Origin of the sequence: Butyrivibrio sp. XPD2006, from assembly GCF_000420865.1 — a bacterium.
Classification (GTDB): Bacteria; Bacillota; Clostridia; order Lachnospirales; family Lachnospiraceae; genus Butyrivibrio.
The window spans coordinates 204512-221458 of sequence record NZ_ATVT01000001.1 but is presented as its reverse complement, the minus strand read 5'-3'; the positions used below and the strand labels follow the sequence as shown (position 1 = coordinate 221458).

13 protein-coding genes and 1 tRNA gene are annotated in these 16947 nt (G+C 43.3%); all 14 read right to left on the bottom strand.

Annotated elements, in window-relative coordinates; all coding sequences use genetic code 11:
- Window positions 1-65 precede the first annotated feature (65 nt).
- Entirely contained in the window at window positions 66-2129 is a 2064-nt protein-coding gene (locus G590_RS0101000; protein WP_022763803.1) for a Firmicu-CTERM sorting domain-containing protein, read from the bottom strand.
- Window positions 2130-2149: 20 nt separating this feature from the next.
- Window positions 2150-2521 carry a 6-carboxytetrahydropterin synthase gene (locus G590_RS0100995; protein ID WP_022763802.1) on the bottom strand — a complete coding sequence of 124 codons (372 nt, stop codon included), beginning with the start codon at window positions 2519-2521 and terminating at the stop codon, window positions 2150-2152.
- A gap of 163 nt (window positions 2522-2684) precedes the next feature.
- Complete coding sequence (locus G590_RS0100990) at window positions 2685-3692, bottom strand: hypothetical protein (protein WP_022763801.1); 1008 nt, start codon at window positions 3690-3692, stop codon at window positions 2685-2687.
- Entirely contained in the window at window positions 3679-5097 is a 1419-nt protein-coding gene (hemZ, locus tag G590_RS0100985) for a coproporphyrinogen dehydrogenase HemZ (protein WP_022763800.1), read from the bottom strand. Before hemZ ends, G590_RS0100990 begins: the two co-directional genes overlap by 14 nt.
- 9 nt (window positions 5098-5106) lie before the next feature.
- Complete coding sequence (locus G590_RS0100980) at window positions 5107-5763, bottom strand: MBL fold metallo-hydrolase (RefSeq protein ID WP_022763799.1); 657 nt, start codon at window positions 5761-5763, stop codon at window positions 5107-5109.
- Window positions 5763-8045 carry a RelA/SpoT family protein gene (locus tag G590_RS0100975; protein WP_022763798.1) on the bottom strand — a complete coding sequence of 761 codons (2283 nt, stop codon included), beginning with the start codon at window positions 8043-8045 and terminating at the stop codon, window positions 5763-5765. Before G590_RS0100975 ends, G590_RS0100980 begins: the two co-directional genes overlap by 1 nt.
- A gap of 6 nt (window positions 8046-8051) precedes the next feature.
- The gene (locus tag G590_RS0100970; RefSeq protein ID WP_022763797.1) at window positions 8052-8576 is read right to left on the bottom strand and encodes an adenine phosphoribosyltransferase; all 525 of its coding nucleotides are present in this window, start codon (window positions 8574-8576) and stop codon (window positions 8052-8054) included.
- Between the two features lie 133 nt (window positions 8577-8709).
- Window positions 8710-8782 (bottom strand) — tRNA-Thr (locus G590_RS0100965).
- Window positions 8783-8872: 90 nt separating this feature from the next.
- Window positions 8873-11401: a 1,4-alpha-glucan branching protein GlgB gene (glgB, locus tag G590_RS17960; RefSeq protein WP_022763796.1), complete on the bottom strand. Its 2529-nt coding sequence runs from the start codon at window positions 11399-11401 to the stop codon at window positions 8873-8875.
- Between the two features lie 27 nt (window positions 11402-11428).
- On the bottom strand, window positions 11429-12679 hold the full coding sequence (locus tag G590_RS0100955) for a DUF1015 domain-containing protein (RefSeq protein ID WP_022763795.1): 1251 nt from the start codon (window positions 12677-12679) through the stop codon (window positions 11429-11431).
- Window positions 12680-12761: 82 nt separating this feature from the next.
- A complete protein-coding gene (locus G590_RS0100950; protein WP_022763794.1) occupies window positions 12762-13931 on the bottom strand; it encodes a phosphoglycerate dehydrogenase in 1170 nt (389 codons plus the stop codon).
- A 10-nt stretch (window positions 13932-13941) separates the two neighbouring features.
- A complete protein-coding gene (gene serC, locus G590_RS0100945) occupies window positions 13942-15024 on the bottom strand; it encodes a 3-phosphoserine/phosphohydroxythreonine transaminase (RefSeq protein ID WP_022763793.1) in 1083 nt (360 codons plus the stop codon).
- 117 nt (window positions 15025-15141) lie between these two features.
- Complete coding sequence (locus G590_RS17955) at window positions 15142-16554, bottom strand: HD domain-containing phosphohydrolase (protein ID WP_022763792.1); 1413 nt, start codon at window positions 16552-16554, stop codon at window positions 15142-15144.
- Window positions 16555-16566: 12 nt separating this feature from the next.
- Entirely contained in the window at window positions 16567-16926 is a 360-nt protein-coding gene (locus G590_RS0100935) for a response regulator (RefSeq protein WP_022763791.1), read from the bottom strand.
- Between the last annotated feature and the right edge of the window lie 21 nt (window positions 16927-16947).

The window sequence follows — 16947 nt, the reverse complement described above, 5'->3', positions numbered from 1 at the left end:
GGAGGCGTTAAATTAAGCATTTTTGTCCATTTTATAGATATTTAATATTCGCTATATCAATAATTTTAGTTTTTTCCAAAGGTAAATCTCTTTTTTGCCACAAAGGGAACCAACGCAGAAAGCACACACATTCCGGCACTTGCAACAGGTCCCGTCGATGTTCCGGCTGATGTAACAACCTCCGGACCTATCCTTACATACTGCGATGATACCTTCTTAAGATCCGATTCAACAAGGCCATATCTTGCAGCAAGTTTATTGGAATCCACATACCACTCCATATCATGTCTTCCCTCTGTAAGAGTGATAGTAGCCTTTCCGTAACATACATCAGCATCTGCAAGGTTGTTTATATTCTTTGAAGTTCCCCAGCAGCCAACATCAAAGATGTAGTATTCGTAAGATCCGTTTTCAAGATTCTGTTTTGCAGGATTCCAGTTTATGTTTCCTGCAGAGTCAACAGTTGCAAGCCTCATCTGAAGAGCATGGCTCCAATCATCATTTACGATAATCGAAACACCCTGAGTGTATTCTCCGCCTTTCTCATCAAGGTGAGACTGCATTCTTGTCTCGCAATGTCCGTAAACATTGTTGTCTACATAAATAGCAGCCTCTCCGTCAGGAACGTTTTCATGAGTTCCTGCTGTTGCGTACTGGATCTCCTTGTGAGGATAGTTATCCCAATCTCCGTAGAGTCCATCATACTTTATGTCCGTTGTACTCTCATGCGCGAGAGTATCACCGTATCCATCAAGTGTTGTGTCAGACAGATAAAGTCCAAAGCTGAGCCCGCCGTTGTTATTCGGAAGTGAGCTTGTAGGGATAGCTATCTCCCACTGGCTTCCTGTATGGTTTGCCACTGCTCCCTGTGCACCTACAACAGCTCCATCCTCTGTAAGCTGGAATACAAGTGTTCTTCCGAGATCTGTTGTGATCGCATACTTACCGTTGTGATTGGGACCTGCCCAGGTTGCTGAATTCGATCCATCATCTTTTATATAAATAAACACATAATCGCTCTCAATTACCCAGGCAACTTCTTCTACGCACTGATCTCCGTTAGGTTCGTTGAGAGTAGACTTCTGAACCGCATTCCAGTCGTTGAAAGTACCGTCCAGAGAGATTCCTGTGTAAACTGCTCCGCTGTTATCCTGAGCAATAGGTGCTCCGTCAATCTCTGCCTTGTATTCTCCGCTCGAGAGTGTGAAATCCATAGAGTCAAAATATGACGCAGGAATTGTAATAGTAGCTATCTCTGTATCATTCTGGTCTGTAGATTTTGATACGGTGGCTCCGCCGATATTGGCCCAGTTATCACCATGTACTCCGTTTCCATCCCAGTCAAACTGGATTGTTCTTGTGGTACCGTCTGCATAAGTTATAGTGATCGGATTGCCCTGATAGGAATAATCCCAAGGATTTGAGTGCTTGGTCTTGTAAGAAATAACAACGCTCTCCCCGTTATTTGAGACCTTAAGTCCCATAACATCCTTGATCTGTGCATCATTTGACCACATTCCGGACTCACCTGATGAGCTCGAAGAACCTGAAGATTCTTCCGAAGATGTACTTGAAGCAGCCTCCTGAGACTGCTGGCTCTGTTCCTGCTGTGCCTGTTGTTCCTGCTGTGCCTGTTGTTCCTGCTGTGCCTGCTGTTCCTGTTGTTTCTGCGCTGTTCTCCTGGTTTCTTCTTCAGCATTTTCATTATTTGAAGCCTCAGGATTTGTATTTTCCTGTGTTGTAGCTTCAGCATTACTTGCAGGTTCCTGAGAATTATCATCTCCACCGGCTACAGGTGGGGGCGTAATATTCTCATTATTTGCAGGTGTTTCTGTTCCGGCATTATTCTCTTCAGGAACAATCGGCTCAATAGGGGCTATCGGCTGCAGTTCGGAGCCTGAATCGCCGCTACCGGTTCCCTGCTCAGAACCACTCTGGCTACCGGATTCCTGAGATCCGCCCTGCTGAGCCTCGGTGCTCTGGCTGCTTTCAGATGCATCCTGTGTCAAAACCTGTGGCTCTGACGCATTTTCATTGCCAAGAGTCGCATCTTCTGCAGCAAATACGGTTGCGCTCATCATATTCATTGCTATAAAGATTGCTACGATTCGATAGAATTTGTTTCTCATCTTAAATCTCCTCATACTCATCAATCACGAAGTTCATTCGTTATCACATATACGCGAAGAGGTGTTTCACCTATTTCAAAGCGATCCATCTCGTAGTTTATTTCTTTCAGTGCTTCATCAATCTCAAAGCAAAGAACTTCTCCGAGTCTCTCAATTGTTGCATTTTCCTTAAACTCCGGGAGGTCATTGAGGTATTTGTTCTCGTACTTATCAAGGCATCTCTGGATTATATCTTCTACCTTTCGGTAATCGATAACATCCTCAGTCTCTGTCCTGATACTGCAGTTAATGGCAATGGTATGAGCATGAAGGTTTTCTGTATTGCCGTCATAACTATGCTGGATTGCAATAAACCGTTTTAGCTTATACCTTTTTTCTTCTATAACCTGCATGAGTTTTGCCTTTCGTCAAGATATGCACAGTATTTTACAATTTTATGATAATCAATACACAGGTTTAAATCTATTAAAAAAAGTTAAAATCTTACCCATATAATAATAAAGTTTCAATCAAAAAGACCCGGAAGAGAATTAAAATTTCTCTTTCGGGTCCTGTTTATTCTTCCATGCTTAATACTCTCAAATATTCTAATGTATGATATGCAATTGCAATATTGTGATTCGGATAGGCTTCCATAAGCTCAGCATAGTTCTCTGTAACTGCCTCCAGCCCATCTTTGTAATAGGTTATGGTATTATTTGTCTGTGAGAGCAGCCCCGGTTGAAGTTCATAGACATTAACCATGCGCTTGCCGTAATATCTTGCAAGGGCTGCTTCTCTTTTAATGTTTTCTATCTCCATCCCCTTAAGATAATTGAGCACAAAGACCTGATCCGACTCCTTGAGTAGTTTTCTCATTGCTTTGTCATGCCCCATATTATCATAGGAATAAGGAATACAAATACATATATCCAGATGATCCTCATCGGATGCACATTCCTGTCTTATATTCATAATGTTGTTTGTGTATTCCTCCAAGAGCTGATCCGGTGTATTGTGCCACTTGTCGAGAACATAAGGCTCTACATCGTAGACAATTCCCTTTATTCTTGCCTCCGGATCCGTCTGGCTGTTCAGGTTTCTGACTCTCTCAAGTACACGCCTCATCCCCTGATACTCTGATTCATACGACCACTCAGGTTCACCGTCCAGAATATAAACCTCAATCTCTACCTCGTTCATTGATCTCAGGAAGTCCAACATCTCCTGATCCGTATACTCCGGTCTCAGGTATTGATAGATCTCTGTTATCCGGTTATCCTTAATACACTGTATGTCTTTTATATTAGGCAGATGATCCCAGGAGAATACACCAGCTCCCAGTTTAAAGAGCTCTTCCGTATCTATTTCTTTTACTTCTTCCTCTGTTGTAGCCTCATTGGAGCTGCTATCATCCACGACAGCTTCATCAGCTTCAGGTACAAAACTCTCATTAATTGATATTGTCTGATTATGATCAGAGTCATAGAGAGAAGCCGCTTCAGTTCCCGAGCATGCAGTAAGCATTAACATCGGCAAGGCCATGTATATTATGCAGTTTTTTATCTCTTTAAAGCCTTTCAAAAAGTTCCCTCTTTCTCCTGATCATTTCCTCTATATTGTCCATATACAACTTGACATCCTTGATGTTATCACATCTTTCGATTCGTCCGCCCTCTCCGAACACTCTCTTTGTCACAGTTCCGGCACCGAGAGCTACAATCGACTGGACTTCTTCATTTATAAGGATGTTATAAATACCGGCTTTTCCCTCTTTTGCATATCCGGTATTTTCTAAGTTCCCGCTTATATTCTTTTGTCTGTACAGATAATATGGCTCAAGCCCCAGAGTCTTAGCTCCCATGCGGGCTATTTCCATCATTTCTCCGGTATTGCTCATTGAATATTGCAAAGAAACCTTAAGCTCTCCCTTTAGCTCTTTTTCCCTAATGGTCTCAAAGAGCCTTGATCCCCTTTTTATGGCAAGGGAATGAACCGTCAGATCATCAGGAGCAAGCTTTACTATCTCATCGATGGTATGCTGAACATCCTTCTCCGTCTCGCCCGGGAGCCCCAGGATAATATCCATATTGATATTATCAAAGCCCTCTTCTCTGGCCATCTTAAATGAGTCGATGAGCTGCGCTACGGTATGTTGCCTGCCTATGAGTCTTAAGGTATCATCACTCATGGTCTGGGGATTTACAGAAATCCTCGTCACTCCCATCTCTTTCATGGCAATGAGCTTGTCCCTTGTTATTGAATCGGGTCTTCCGGATTCTACCGTGAATTCTTTTACATGGGACATATCCAGTTTGTCCCTCAGGTAGCCTATAAGTCTTCTTATCTGATCAGGTAAAAGAGTTGTCGGCGTACCTCCGCCTATATAGACAGTATCAAGGGTCTTATCCGCAAAAGCATCTGCCACATAATCTATCTCTTTCTCAAGGCAGGTGATGTAATCGTCTACAATTCCCTTAAATGCGCCTATAGGGTAGGATGTAAATGAGCAGTAGAGACATGTAGTCGGACAAAAGGGAATTCCGATATAAAGACTGTATCCGTTCTCATAGTCTATATCTGAGAGAATTCTCTTTTCCCTTCTGGCGATATCAATCGCAAGGTCGGTCTTCTCCTCGCTTACAAGGTACGTTTCTCTCATATAGTCATGGATTTCTTTATTGCTCATCCCCTCATCAATGAGATTCATGGCAATCCTTGTGGGTCTGATGCCTGTCAGATCGCCCCAGGGAAGCAGCTTTCCTGTTTTGGCAGAAAGGTCTTTGTAAATACTTCTCTTCAGCTCATTTTTATCTCTGTTTACATCAATAAAGGATATCTCATCATCAGGTGAAATATCCGTTTCCTTTTCAGGTACGCTGCCCTTCTCACCTACAATCACCCTTACATCCTCATCGGGATAAAAGGCCTTGTAAAGTGAATGTATATCATATTGAAATTTATCTTCTTTAATATAAACTACTTGCATCCTTGCATCTCAAATAATAAATGGATTGTACAGCTTCTCATGCCCGATCGTGGTTATATCACCATGTCCGGGATAAACTATTGTATCCTCAGGCAGAACAAAAAGCCTTTCCTTGACACTACGTATGAGCTCTGATGTGGAACTTGTCGGAAAATCCGTTCTTCCTACAGACTCTTCAAAAAGAGTATCGCCGGCTATAAGGATACCATCTTTTTCAAAATAATAGCAGCATCCTCCGGAAGTGTGTCCCGGAGTCGCAATAAGTCTGCACTTCAGACCTGCTGCTTCTATTTCTGCATTATCTTCATATAGTATGTCCGGAGTAACAGAGAATCTCAGGCCGTAATCGTTGGACAGATTAAGGTACATGTCCTTACACATGGCCTGTTCCTTGATGTAACACCCGATCTGGGCTCCTGTAAGTTCCCTGAGCTGCTCAGCTCCTCCTATATGATCAAAGTGACCATGGGTTAAAAGAATCAGATCAACAACAAAATCTTTCTCAGTGAGGGCTTCATAAATCTTAGCACCCTTATCGGCAGGATCAAAAAAGATACAATGCCTTTTGCCGTTATCGTCTGTGATAGTATCGTCAAAGACAAAGTAGCAGTTTGTGCCCACCATTCCAAGGGTAAACATTCCAACCTGAGTTTGTTTATCTGCCATCAGCCCGTAGTCCTTTCGATATCAATTACGCTGTCGATCTGTCTGATCTTATCTACAATCTCACGAAGCTGGTCTCTTGATGAAACCTGGAAAGATGTCTCCATGGTTGCCAATCCCTGTTTGCTGGTTCTGGTATTCATGGAAATGATATCTATGCCCTTTTCGGTGAGAGCCCTTGAAACATCAGCAAGAAGTCCGCTTCTGTTATTGGCGAATATCTTGATGGTAGCAGCATATTTACCGCCTGACTCTGAGCTCTCAGCCTGCCATTTGGCTTCGATAAGTCTTGTTCTGTCTTCTTCCTGCATCTTGATGACATTGACGCAGTCTCTTCTGTGAATGGATACTCCTCTTCCTCTTGTGACAAATCCGCAGATATCATCACCGGGTACAGGATTACAGCACTTGGAGAATCTTACTGCCACATCGTGAACACCTTTTACGATGATGGCGTTATCTGTTCCCGAAACCTGAGGTGTCACATTGGATTCAGCAACTGCTGCAAGCACTTCTTCATCGGTAATGTTGCGCTTGTGCTCTGTCTCTGAAAGCTCGAGTATCTTGTTTATAATCTGGCCTTCCTTGAGTCCGCCGTGACCTACTGCTGCAAGCACGGCATCCCATTCATGGAAGCCATATTTCCTGGTAACAATAGCCTGAAATTCAGGCTTGGCAATAATGAAATAATCAAGTCCCTTACTCTTACAGTACTCTATAAGAAGTTCCTTGCCCTTGCTGATGTTCTCTTCTTTCAGTTCATGTCTGAACCACTGATTGATCTTGTTCTTGGTAGAAGTAGACTTGGCAATTGAAAGCCAGTCACGGCTCGGTCCCTTGGAATTCTGGCTGGTTACAACCTCGATTCTGTCGCCGTTTTGAATCTTGTAATCAATTGGAACAAGTTTGCCGTTGACCTTGGCACCAATCATCTTGTTACCGACAGCACTATGAATGCTGTAAGCAAAATCAATAGGTGTTGATCCAGCCGGGAGGTTCTTGACTTCACCGGTAGGTGTAAAGCAGTAAACATCCTCAGAGAACAGGTTAAGGTCACTCTTAAGAAGGCTCATGAATTCCTGGTTGTCAGAAAGATCCTGTTGCCATTCAAGAATCTGACGAAGCCATATGAGCTTCTCTTCCTCACCGTTTTCAGCCTTCTTGCCGTCGGAAGCCTCTTTATACTTCCAATGAGCAGCGATACCGTACTCAGCAGCCCTATGCATGTCATAGGTTCTGATCTGGATCTCAAACGGCTGTCCGGTCGGCCCAATAAGTGTCGTATGAAGCGACTGATACATATTGGGCTTGGGCATTGCTATGTAATCTTTGAATCTGCCGGGAATGGGCTTGTACATCTCATGGATGACGCCCAGAGCAGCATAACAGTCTTTTACCGTATCGACGATAATCCTGATGGCGAAGAGATCGTATATCTGATCCAGAGTCTTGTTCTGGTTGCGCATCTTCTTGTAAATACTGAAGAAATGCTTAACCCTTCCGTTTACTTCGCCCTTTATGCCTGCGTCTGAAATGCTCTTTCGAACATTCTCGCAGATCTCTTCAACATACCTCTCACGCTCGCTCTTTCTTACAGCTACCTTCTCTGCCAGATCCTTGTATACGTCAGGCTTAAGGTATTTAAGAGAAAGATCGTCCAATTCTACCTTGATCCTGCTGATACCAAGTCTTCCGGCGATTGGTGAATAGATGTCCAGTGTTTCCTGGGCAATCCTCTGCTGTTTCTCAGGAGGCATATGCGTAAGAGTACGCATGTTGTGCAGACGGTCAGCAAGCTTGATCAGAATGACTCTGATATCCTTGGCCATTGCAAGAAACATCTTACGCAGGTTCTGAGCCTGCATATCAGCCTGTTCAGGTGTCTTGCTGCCTGCATCTGTTGAAAGCTGCAGAGCTGTCAGTTTGGTAACTCCGTCTACAAGAAGTGCTACGTCACTTCCAAAGCTCTCTTCTATTTCTTCTTTGGTGCAAATAGTATCTTCAACGACATCATGAAGAAGCCCTGCTGCTATGGTCTCTTTGTCCATTTCCAAATCAGCAAGGATGATACCTACGCAAAGCGGGTGAATAATGTACGGTTCACCTGATTTACGCAGCTGTCCCTCATGTGCGTCACGCGCCTGTTTATAGGCCTTCTCGATCAGCGTGATATCATCCGACGGATGATATCTGCGCACTCTCTGAATCAGTTCATCATAGAGTTTATCGGGGGTCTGAAACTCGGGCGTGGCTTCGATTTTTCCGTCATCGAACTTTTGCGCCATTAAAAGTTACTTCCCTTCGTAGCTAAGTGCTGAATCTAATCTGTATTTGCTGAGTCTCTCGCGGCCTTTAAGTCCCTTGAGCTCCATAAGTACTAAAATACCGGCCACTTCTCCGCCAAGCATCTCAACGAGCTTGATCATAGCTTCGATTGTTCCGCCTGTAGCCATAAGATCATCTACAAGAAGGACCTTCTGTCCCGGTTTGATGGCATCCTTGTGAAGTTCAAGAGTAGCTGAGCCATACTCAAGATCATATGTTACCTCAACTGTCTCACAGGGGAGCTTGCCCTTCTTACGAACGGGAACAAGAGCCTTGCCTCTGTTGTAAGCTATAGGTGCACTGAAAATGAATCCTCTTGACTCAGCTCCGAGTACAACATCAAAGTCGAGGTCACTTACAAGCTCCTGCATCTTGTCGATTGCAAGCTTGAATCCATCTGCATCCTGAAGCACAGATGTGATATCTCTGAACATGATACCTTTCTCCGGGAAATCCGGTATAGTACGTACATAATCTTGAAGTTCTTTCATTTTATAACCCTCTCTGCACATTATATTTAATTGTCTGTGCGTTTTATCAATAATACGACATTTTATTATATCACAATTATGCGCAAGTAGCATATACACAATAAAAAAAGATGGCGAAGTTCGCCATCTTAAGAGCTGGAAAAGGGACTTGAACCCTCGACCTACTGATTACGAATCAGTTGCGCTACCGACTGCGCTATTCCAGCATGGTTGGTTCACCGCTGTTGTTTAATTCAAAAGGGCACATCACTCATTATAATGTGCCCTTTGTCAGTTTTCAAGCAAAAATAGATGCCTTATTTCTTTTTGGGTGCAGGTCTTCTTGCACTTGATGTGGCAGGTTTATCTGCCTTCTCTTTGGCAGAAGTCTTCTTGGCGGCAGTTTTCTTTGCCGGTGCTTTCTTGGCCGGAGTCTTCTTGTCAGCAGTCTTTCCGCTCACACTCTTTATTGCTTCCTCTGAGACAATTGAGAAGATTCTCTCTTCCTCTATCTTCTCATATTTCTCTTCTATTGCCTTTTCCTGCTCAAGGAGTTCTTTCTCATATTTGAGCTTGAGTTCCTGAAGAATTCTCTCCTCTTCCTCACTCTGTTTCTGCTTGAGAGCAGCAATTCTCTCTTCTTTCTCTTTTTCCTTCTTTATCTCTTCCTCTTCCTTGATGGCACGGATCTTCTTTTCCTGTTCCGTATAAGGAGTGTAGCTGAAGATTGAAAGTGATGCGGGAGCCATGGATACGGAGATAGAGTAAAGTCGTCCGTCGATCTCTTTTCTCCTTGCTTCCTTGCGGCCCTCATTAAGGATTCCGCTTCCGCCGTAGCTTACATCATCCGAATTGTAAACCTCTGTATATCTGCCGTCAGCCGGAACACCGATTTCAAAGGTTCTCTCAATACCCGCCATATTTGCAACAACTACCTGCATTTCATCGTCATTCTCTGTCTTTCTGACAAAAGCAAGCATACACTCGTCTGCAGCCAGAACATTGATCCATTCAAAGCCGCTGTCACTGTCATCAAGTACATGGAAAGCAGGCTTTTTATCATAAAGCTCATTGAGCTTTTTGATCATGTTCTCAACAAACACAGCCTGGTCAACAGTAAGCGCATCCGGCTCCATATAAACGTGCTTTCTTCCGGGATGTACCATCATATAGCTCAGTGCCAGTCTAAGATTGGCCATCTTCTGAGCAGAATCTCCGGGCATCAGATAGTAAAGTCCCTCGAGGCCCTTCTCCATATCTTCATGTGTGAAAGCAAGTATAAATCTCTCTGTATAGCTGTAGATAAGACTAAACGTAAGCTCATCGTGGTGGCCTGATCTAAAGAGCGGATCATTCTGCATATATGACAGGAAATCTCTCGACCATCCGTTATTCCACTTGTAGTCAAAGCCAAGACCGCCGTTTTCAACAGTATCTGTTACATGTGGCCAGCAGGCTGTCTCTTTTGTTATAAGAATTGTACCCGGATTGTCCTTGTGTATGACGGTTGTGAACTGCTTAAGGAACTCCAGTGCCTCAAGATTCTCATTGCCGCCGTAAATATTAGGAAGCCACTCTCCGGGCTTTCTGTCATAGTCGAGGTAAAGGATCCTGGAAATATCGGATGTTCTGATTCCGTCAATGTGGAAATTCTCAATCCAGTAAAGCGCATTGGAAATAAGGAAATTCGTTACCTCCTTGCGTCCATAGTCAAATATCATGTCTCCCGACTTGGGATGAACGCCTATCCTCGGATCGGCATACTCATAAAGAGTTCTTCCGTCAAAATCGCTCAGGCCGCATGAAGCCTTCGGGAAGAAGGTCGGAACCCAGTCAAGGATAACCCTGATCCCGGCGCCATGACATGCATCCACGAATTTCATGAAATCAGCAGTATCGCCGTAAGCATCATCCAGAGCAAAGAAATCAAGGATATGATAAAAATGTCCGGGAACATGCTTCATTACAGGCATGAGTTCAATGGTATCAAAGCCGTGATTGGTAACATATTCGAGAACGTCTGTTGTGATCTCATCCATAGTACTCTTGCCTTCATGTCTTCCGGCAAAAGACTCCAGACAGATCTCAGCGATTGAAAGCGGGCTCTGAGCTACGTCAAACTTTGTTCTCGCTTTCATCCACTTGTCATCTGTCCACTTGATAGCTTTAAGAGGTGTAATAACAGATATAATACCATTCTCACCTCTGGACTTGATTGCATACGGATCCGGACGTTTTAGGATAAGGCCGCTTCTGGTCTTAATTTCAAACTGATATCCATCATTTTCCTGAGCTCCGGGTATGAATATCTCAAACACGCCTATGGGATCCAGTCTGTGCATCTGACATATACGGCCGTCCCAATTGTTAAAGTCACCGATAACACTGACTCTGGCAGCAGCAGGTGCCCAAACCGCAAAGTTAGTACCGCTTATTCCGTTTCTTGTCATAGGGTGAGCGCCAAGCTTCTCATATATACGGAAATGAATTCCGCTTCCAAGCTTGATAAAGTCCTCCCTGTCCATAAGAGGTCCAAAAGCATAAGGATCAAAGACTTTGCTCTCAACACCCTCAGCATCGGTAATTGTAAAATAGTATTTGAGCTTATCAACATACGGAACTATGACAGCAAAAAAACCGGCTTCATCAGCAAGTTCCATCTCATAGCTCTTTTTGCTGTTCTCAATATATACCTTGATGGATTGCGCATCCGGGTAAAATGCCTGAATAAGGTAACTGTTTCCCACCTTGTGTGCTCCCAGTATTCTGTGTGGGTTGTCACCATCGGAGTAAATAATCTCTTCTATTTCCGGCCAATTCATCATTTTGTAAAGTTTATTATTCACGACACTGCCTCCCTTATGGATTTGTAATTAAATCATACCATTAATTTCATGTATAAATAACCCACTTAAGAGTTTTGGTTCAAACCATGTGGACTTAGGCGGCATAAGCTTACCGGCATCCGCAACGTCAAAAAGTTCTGATATTGATGTAGGATACATAGAAAATGCCAGACACATGTCATCGTCAGCTCTTCTTTCAAGCTCGGAAAGTCCTCGGATTCCTCCGACAAAATCTATTCTCTTGTCGGTTCTGGGATCCCCGATTCCGAGAACAGGTGAAAGAAGTTCATTCTGAAGCACGGATACATCAAGCCCTTCAACAGCATCATCCTTGTAAATGTCCTTGTGGGCCTTAAGGCGGTACCACTTCTTGTCCAGATACATTCCAAATTCGCCCTTGCAGGAAGGATGCACCGCTTCACTTTCTTCGTTCACATCAAATTTTTCAGCAACCTTAGCCATGAACTCTTCACGGCTAAGGCCATTCAGATCCTTAACCACCCTGTTATAATCCATTATCATGAGCTGTGAATCAGGGAAAAGAACTGACAGGAAGTAGTCAGACTGCTGCTTGCCTTTGAGCTTTCCGGCGTTTTCTTCTCTCATCTTAAGGCCGACCTTCACAGCTGATGCACATCTGTGATGTCCGTCAGCTATATAAATCTCGTTTATTGATGTAAATATCCTGCAGATCATATTGTTTTCTTCTTCATCAGCCATAACCCAGACTCTGTGAGTAACACCGTCATCAGAAGTAAAGTCATATACAGGCTCATCCATAGCTTTGACCTTGTCAATTATCTGACTTATAAGCTGATTTTCTCTGTAGCACAGAAAAATCGGTCCTGTCTGGGCTTTACAGGTATAGACATGGTTAATTCTATCCTGTTCCTTCTCTTCTCTGGTATTCTCATGCTTCTTTATAACATTGTTCAGATAATCATCTATAGAAGCGACAGCAACAATTCCCGTCTGGCTTCTTCCGTTCATGGTGAGTTCATATATGTAGTAGCATTTCTCCTCATCCTGAATGAAATCACCTTTTTCTATCCTGGCCCAAAGCTCTTTTCCCGCCTTCTCATAGACTTCCGGAGCATACATATCATGCCCCTCTTCAAAAAAAGTCTCAGGCCTGTCGATCGCAAGGAAAGAATCAGGGTTCTTCTCAACTATTTCTCTCGCCTCTTTGGTGTTATATACATCATAGGGAAGAGCTGCAATTGCAGACACCTTCTCAGTATTTGGTCTGTATGCCTTAAAGGGCTTAATATCTGCCATTTTTATGTCCTCCGAATAAAATTTAAGGAGAGATCCTGATAAATCAAAATCTCTCCTGTTATCATACCACTTAAAATGCGTTTTAGACGTCTTTTCTTACTACTCTTACTCTGATTACGCCGTCAACTTTTGAAAGCTTTTTAACTATTTCGTCTGTAACCGTATCTTCAAGGTCAATAAGTGTATAAGCATAATCTCCCTTAGACTTGTTGGTCATATCCGAGATATTCATGCCTGCAGCGCCAAGAACAGTTGTGAACTGGCTGATCATGTTAGCTACGTTCTTGTGGAAGATAGCAACACGAGGCTTGTTGCAGATTCCCATGTCGCAATTAGGGAAGTTAACCGAGTTGTTGATGTTACCGTTCTCAAGATAATCCTTGAGCTCAAGAACCGCCTTTACAGCACAGTTGTCTTCGGACTCTTCTGTTGATGCTCCAAGGTGAGGGATAACAATACATCCGTCATGACCTGCAATTACAGGGTTCGGGAAGTCTGTTACATACTTTCTGATCTTGCCTGCATTGATTCCGGAAAGTACATCTGCCTCATTGCAGAGGATATCTCTTGCGAGGTTGATGAGGATGACACCCTTCTTCATCTTCGCAATTGCATCTTTGTTTATCATGCCCTTTGTTGAATCAAGAGCAGGAACATGTATTGTGATGATATCGCACTTTGAGTAGATATCATCTACATTTGTAACATGCTTAACATCTGAAGAAAGTCTCCATGCTGCATCGATTGAAAGATATGGATCATATCCGTAAACTTCCATGCCGAGCTGTCTTGCAGCATTAGCTACGCGGACACCGATTGCTCCAAGTCCGATGATACCGAGCTTTTTGCCAAAGATTTCGGTTCCGGCGAATTTCTTCTTGGACTTCTCTGTAAGCTTGGCGATCTCAGGATCTCCGGCATTGGCCTTAACCCACTCTGTTCCACCGATAATATCACGGCTGGCAATGAGCATTGCAGCAAGAACCATCTCTTTTACGCCGTTAGCGTTGGCTCCGGGAGTATTGAATACAACAATACCCTGTTCTGCGCACTTGTCACAAGGAATATTGTTAACTCCGGCACCCGCTCTTGCAATTGCAAGAAGATTGTCGGAAAAATCCATTTCAAGCATGTTGGCACTTCTTACAAGGATTCCGTCCGCATCGTCAACATTGTCTACTGCACTGTAATTATCATTGAAATTATTAAGACCGATCTTAGCGATTGGATTTAAGCACTTATATTTGAACATCTCTTCCTCCTTATGCGTTTTCTTTCTCAAACTTATCCATGAACTCAACGAGCTTCTTAACACCTTCGATAGGCATTGCGTTGTAGATACTTGCTCTCATTCCGCCAACTGTTCTGTGACCCTTAAGGCTTACGAATCCTGCCTTTGTAGCCTCAGCTATAAACTTGGCGTTAAGTTCGTCTGAATCTGTTACGAAAGGAACATTCATAAGAGAACGATCTTCCTTTCTTACTGTTCCCTTGAACATCTTGCTCTGGTCAAGATAATCATAGAGAACCGCAGCCTTCTCCTCATTTCTCTTCTTCATCTCTGCAAGGCCGCCCTGTTCCTTGAGCCATTTGAATACAAGACCGCACATATAGATACTCCAGCAGTTAGGAGTGTTGTATAAAGATCCGTTGTCAGCCTGAGTCTTCCACTTAAGCATTGTAGGTGTGTAAGAAGGTACATCATCTGTTATAAGATCTTCTCTGATGATGCTGATAACAAGGCCGGCAGGTCCTACATTCTTCTGAACGCCTCCGTAGATAACGCCGTACTTGGATACATCCACAGGCTCAGATAAGAAGCATGATGAAACATCAGATACAAGGATCTTGCCCTTTGTGTTGGGAAGAGTCTTGAACTTGGTTCCGTAGATTGTGTTGTTTTCACAAATATATACATAGTCAAGGTCATCTGCAATATCAAGATCAGAACAATCAGGAATATATGAAAAGGTCTTATCTGCACTTGATGCAAGTTCTACTGCCTCTCCATACTTCTGAGCTTCCTGGTAAGCTTTCTTAGCCCACTGTCCTGTGATGATATATCCGGCCTTCTTGTTCTTCATAAGGTTAAGGGGAACTGCTGCGAACTGCTGGCTTGCTCCGCCCTGTAAAAAGAGAACCTTGTAATTGTCAGGAATGTTCATAAGATCTCTAATGTCCTGCTCGGCAGTCTGAATAACGTTGTCGAAGGTCTTGGATCTGTGGCTCATCTCGTTGATGGACATTCCACATCCGTTGTAATCAAGCATTTCTGCTGCAGCCTGTTTTAACACTTCTTCCGGAAGTACTGCCGGACCAGCTGAAAAATTATAAACTCGTGACAATTTAAATCTCCTCCTAATCAAAAAAATCTTTTTGCGTTTGCAACTATAAATTTCATTGTAAACGCAAAAAGATTTTTGTCAATAATGTCATTTCATAATGCGTGTTATTTTATTATTTTAGAGGTGATTTTTTAAGTCACGATACATCTTCAAAAGTAACGGAGTCTCTTTTGCAATAATGTCAATTTCTCCGTTTTTACCTGCACTTTCAAGGTTTTTGGCAAGATCAGAAATCTCTATCGCACCTACTGTTCTGGCAGAACTTTTCAGAGAATGAACCAAGGTTGTGTAGGTGTCATAGGCTTCATTTTTCCATGAATTTTCAATTTTTTCAGACTTGGAATCTATCGAATCTTTAAAAACAGAAAGCACTTCAAGATAATCTTCAATTCCTCCGCAAAGATAAATTCCAAGATCGGTATTCAGCTGCTCAAGTTCCAAAAGTTTTTCCGGAAGAACATACTGATTGTCCATATGAAGTATGGCTTCTTCAGAAGAATTTTCACGGAAGTCCGCCTCTTTCTGAGTACCTTCTCTCATCTCATATCCGGTATCTTCATCGATCATTTCAAGCATTATATCCGCAAATTTCGGATCAAACTGAGCACCTTTTCCCTTTTCAATTTCGCCTCTGACCCTTTCCTGTGGCATGGGTTCACGGTAGCTGCGGTTACTGGTCATGGCATCATACGCATCGGCAACTGCAATGATCCTTGCTTCTTCAGGAATTTCGTTACCTCTTAGTCCGTCAGGATATCCTCTGCCATCCACTCTCTCATGATGCCATCTTGCACCAAAAGCGAGCTGCGGCATTTCCTTAATCCTTTTAAGAATATTGTTTCCGGTTACCGGATGCTTTTTGATCTCAGCAAACTCTTCATCTGTAAGGCGGGAAGTCTTATTGATGATCCAGTCCGGGACACCGATCTTTCCGACATCGTGCAAAAGCCCCATCATATAGATCTCATCCTGCTGACTGTCATCATATCCGTATCTCTTGGCAATTTCTTTTGAATATGCAGCAACTCTGCCGGAATGGCCATTGGTATAGGCATCCTTTGCATCAATTGCCTCAGCAATAGTCTGAACCACATGGAGCGTTAACCTGATATTCTCCTGGGTCTTTTTCTCAACTTCCTTTGCAAGCTCTTTTTTAAGACGTTCAAATTCGATGGTCTTAGTAACACGCATAAAAAGGATGTCCGGAACCACAGGCTTTCTTATAAAATCAACAGCTCCGAGATGGAGTCCATCTGCCTCAGTCTTAAGATCCTCATCGCCCGTCAAAAAGATTACCGGTATTTCCCCCTCCGGCTTTTCCCTGAATGCCTTTAAAGTCTCAAACCCGTCCATCTCATCCATATAGACATCCAAAAGAACCAGGTCGGGAAGCGGAACCATTCCCTCGACATAATTAAGAAGCTCTTTTCCGGACGAGAGTTTTGTGACCTTCATGTCTTTCTTAGTAAGAATGGAAGAAATATGCTCAAGGCTTTCTACATCATCATCTACAACAACTACCCAAAACATAAAAGTTTCCTCCTATCCAAAGATCTCCTCAACTGCCTTCATGAGTGAAGGACGCCCTTCAGATTTGGACACAATTCCATCGGGTCTCACATCTCCTGATCCCTCACAGTCGGTATCATCCATGCCGGTTCTGTAAACAACGGGGATATCCTTAGTCTCCGGATTTGAGCGGATAGCTGCAAGTACCGCAGGCCCATCCATCTCAGGCATCGCATAGTCAAGAAGTATAAGATCCGGTCTGTCAGAAGAAATCTTATCAAGCGCCTCTTTTCCGGATGCAGCCTTCATTACTTCATAGCCGCCCTTTTCAAGCCACCTTCCGGTCATGGCCAGCATATCTTCATCATCATCAATAAGTAAAATGCGTTTCATAGTTTTCCTCCTTCAGTGACT

Coding starts and splice junctions, on each gene's coding strand:
- G590_RS0101000 (WP_022763803.1), bottom strand. CDS start 2,129: ATGAGAAACAAATTCTATCGAATCGTAGCAATCTTTATAGCAATGAAT.
- G590_RS0100995 (WP_022763802.1), bottom strand. CDS start 2,521: ATGCAGGTTATAGAAGAAAAAAGGTATAAGCTAAAACGGTTTATTGCA.
- hemZ (WP_022763800.1), bottom strand. CDS start 5,097: ATGCAAGTAGTTTATATTAAAGAAGATAAATTTCAATATGATATACAT.
- G590_RS0100980 (WP_022763799.1), bottom strand. CDS start 5,763: ATGGCAGATAAACAAACTCAGGTTGGAATGTTTACCCTTGGAATGGTG.
- G590_RS0100975 (WP_022763798.1), bottom strand. CDS start 8,045: ATGGCGCAAAAGTTCGATGACGGAAAAATCGAAGCCACGCCCGAGTTT.
- G590_RS0100970 (WP_022763797.1), bottom strand. CDS start 8,576: ATGAAAGAACTTCAAGATTATGTACGTACTATACCGGATTTCCCGGAG.
- G590_RS0100955 (WP_022763795.1), bottom strand. CDS start 12,679: ATGGCAGATATTAAGCCCTTTAAGGCATACAGACCAAATACTGAGAAG.
- G590_RS0100950 (WP_022763794.1), bottom strand. CDS start 13,931: ATGTTCAAATATAAGTGCTTAAATCCAATCGCTAAGATCGGTCTTAAT.
- G590_RS17955 (WP_022763792.1), bottom strand. CDS start 16,554: ATGTTTTGGGTAGTTGTTGTAGATGATGATGTAGAAAGCCTTGAGCAT.
- G590_RS0100935 (WP_022763791.1), bottom strand. CDS start 16,926: ATGAAACGCATTTTACTTATTGATGATGATGAAGATATGCTGGCCATG.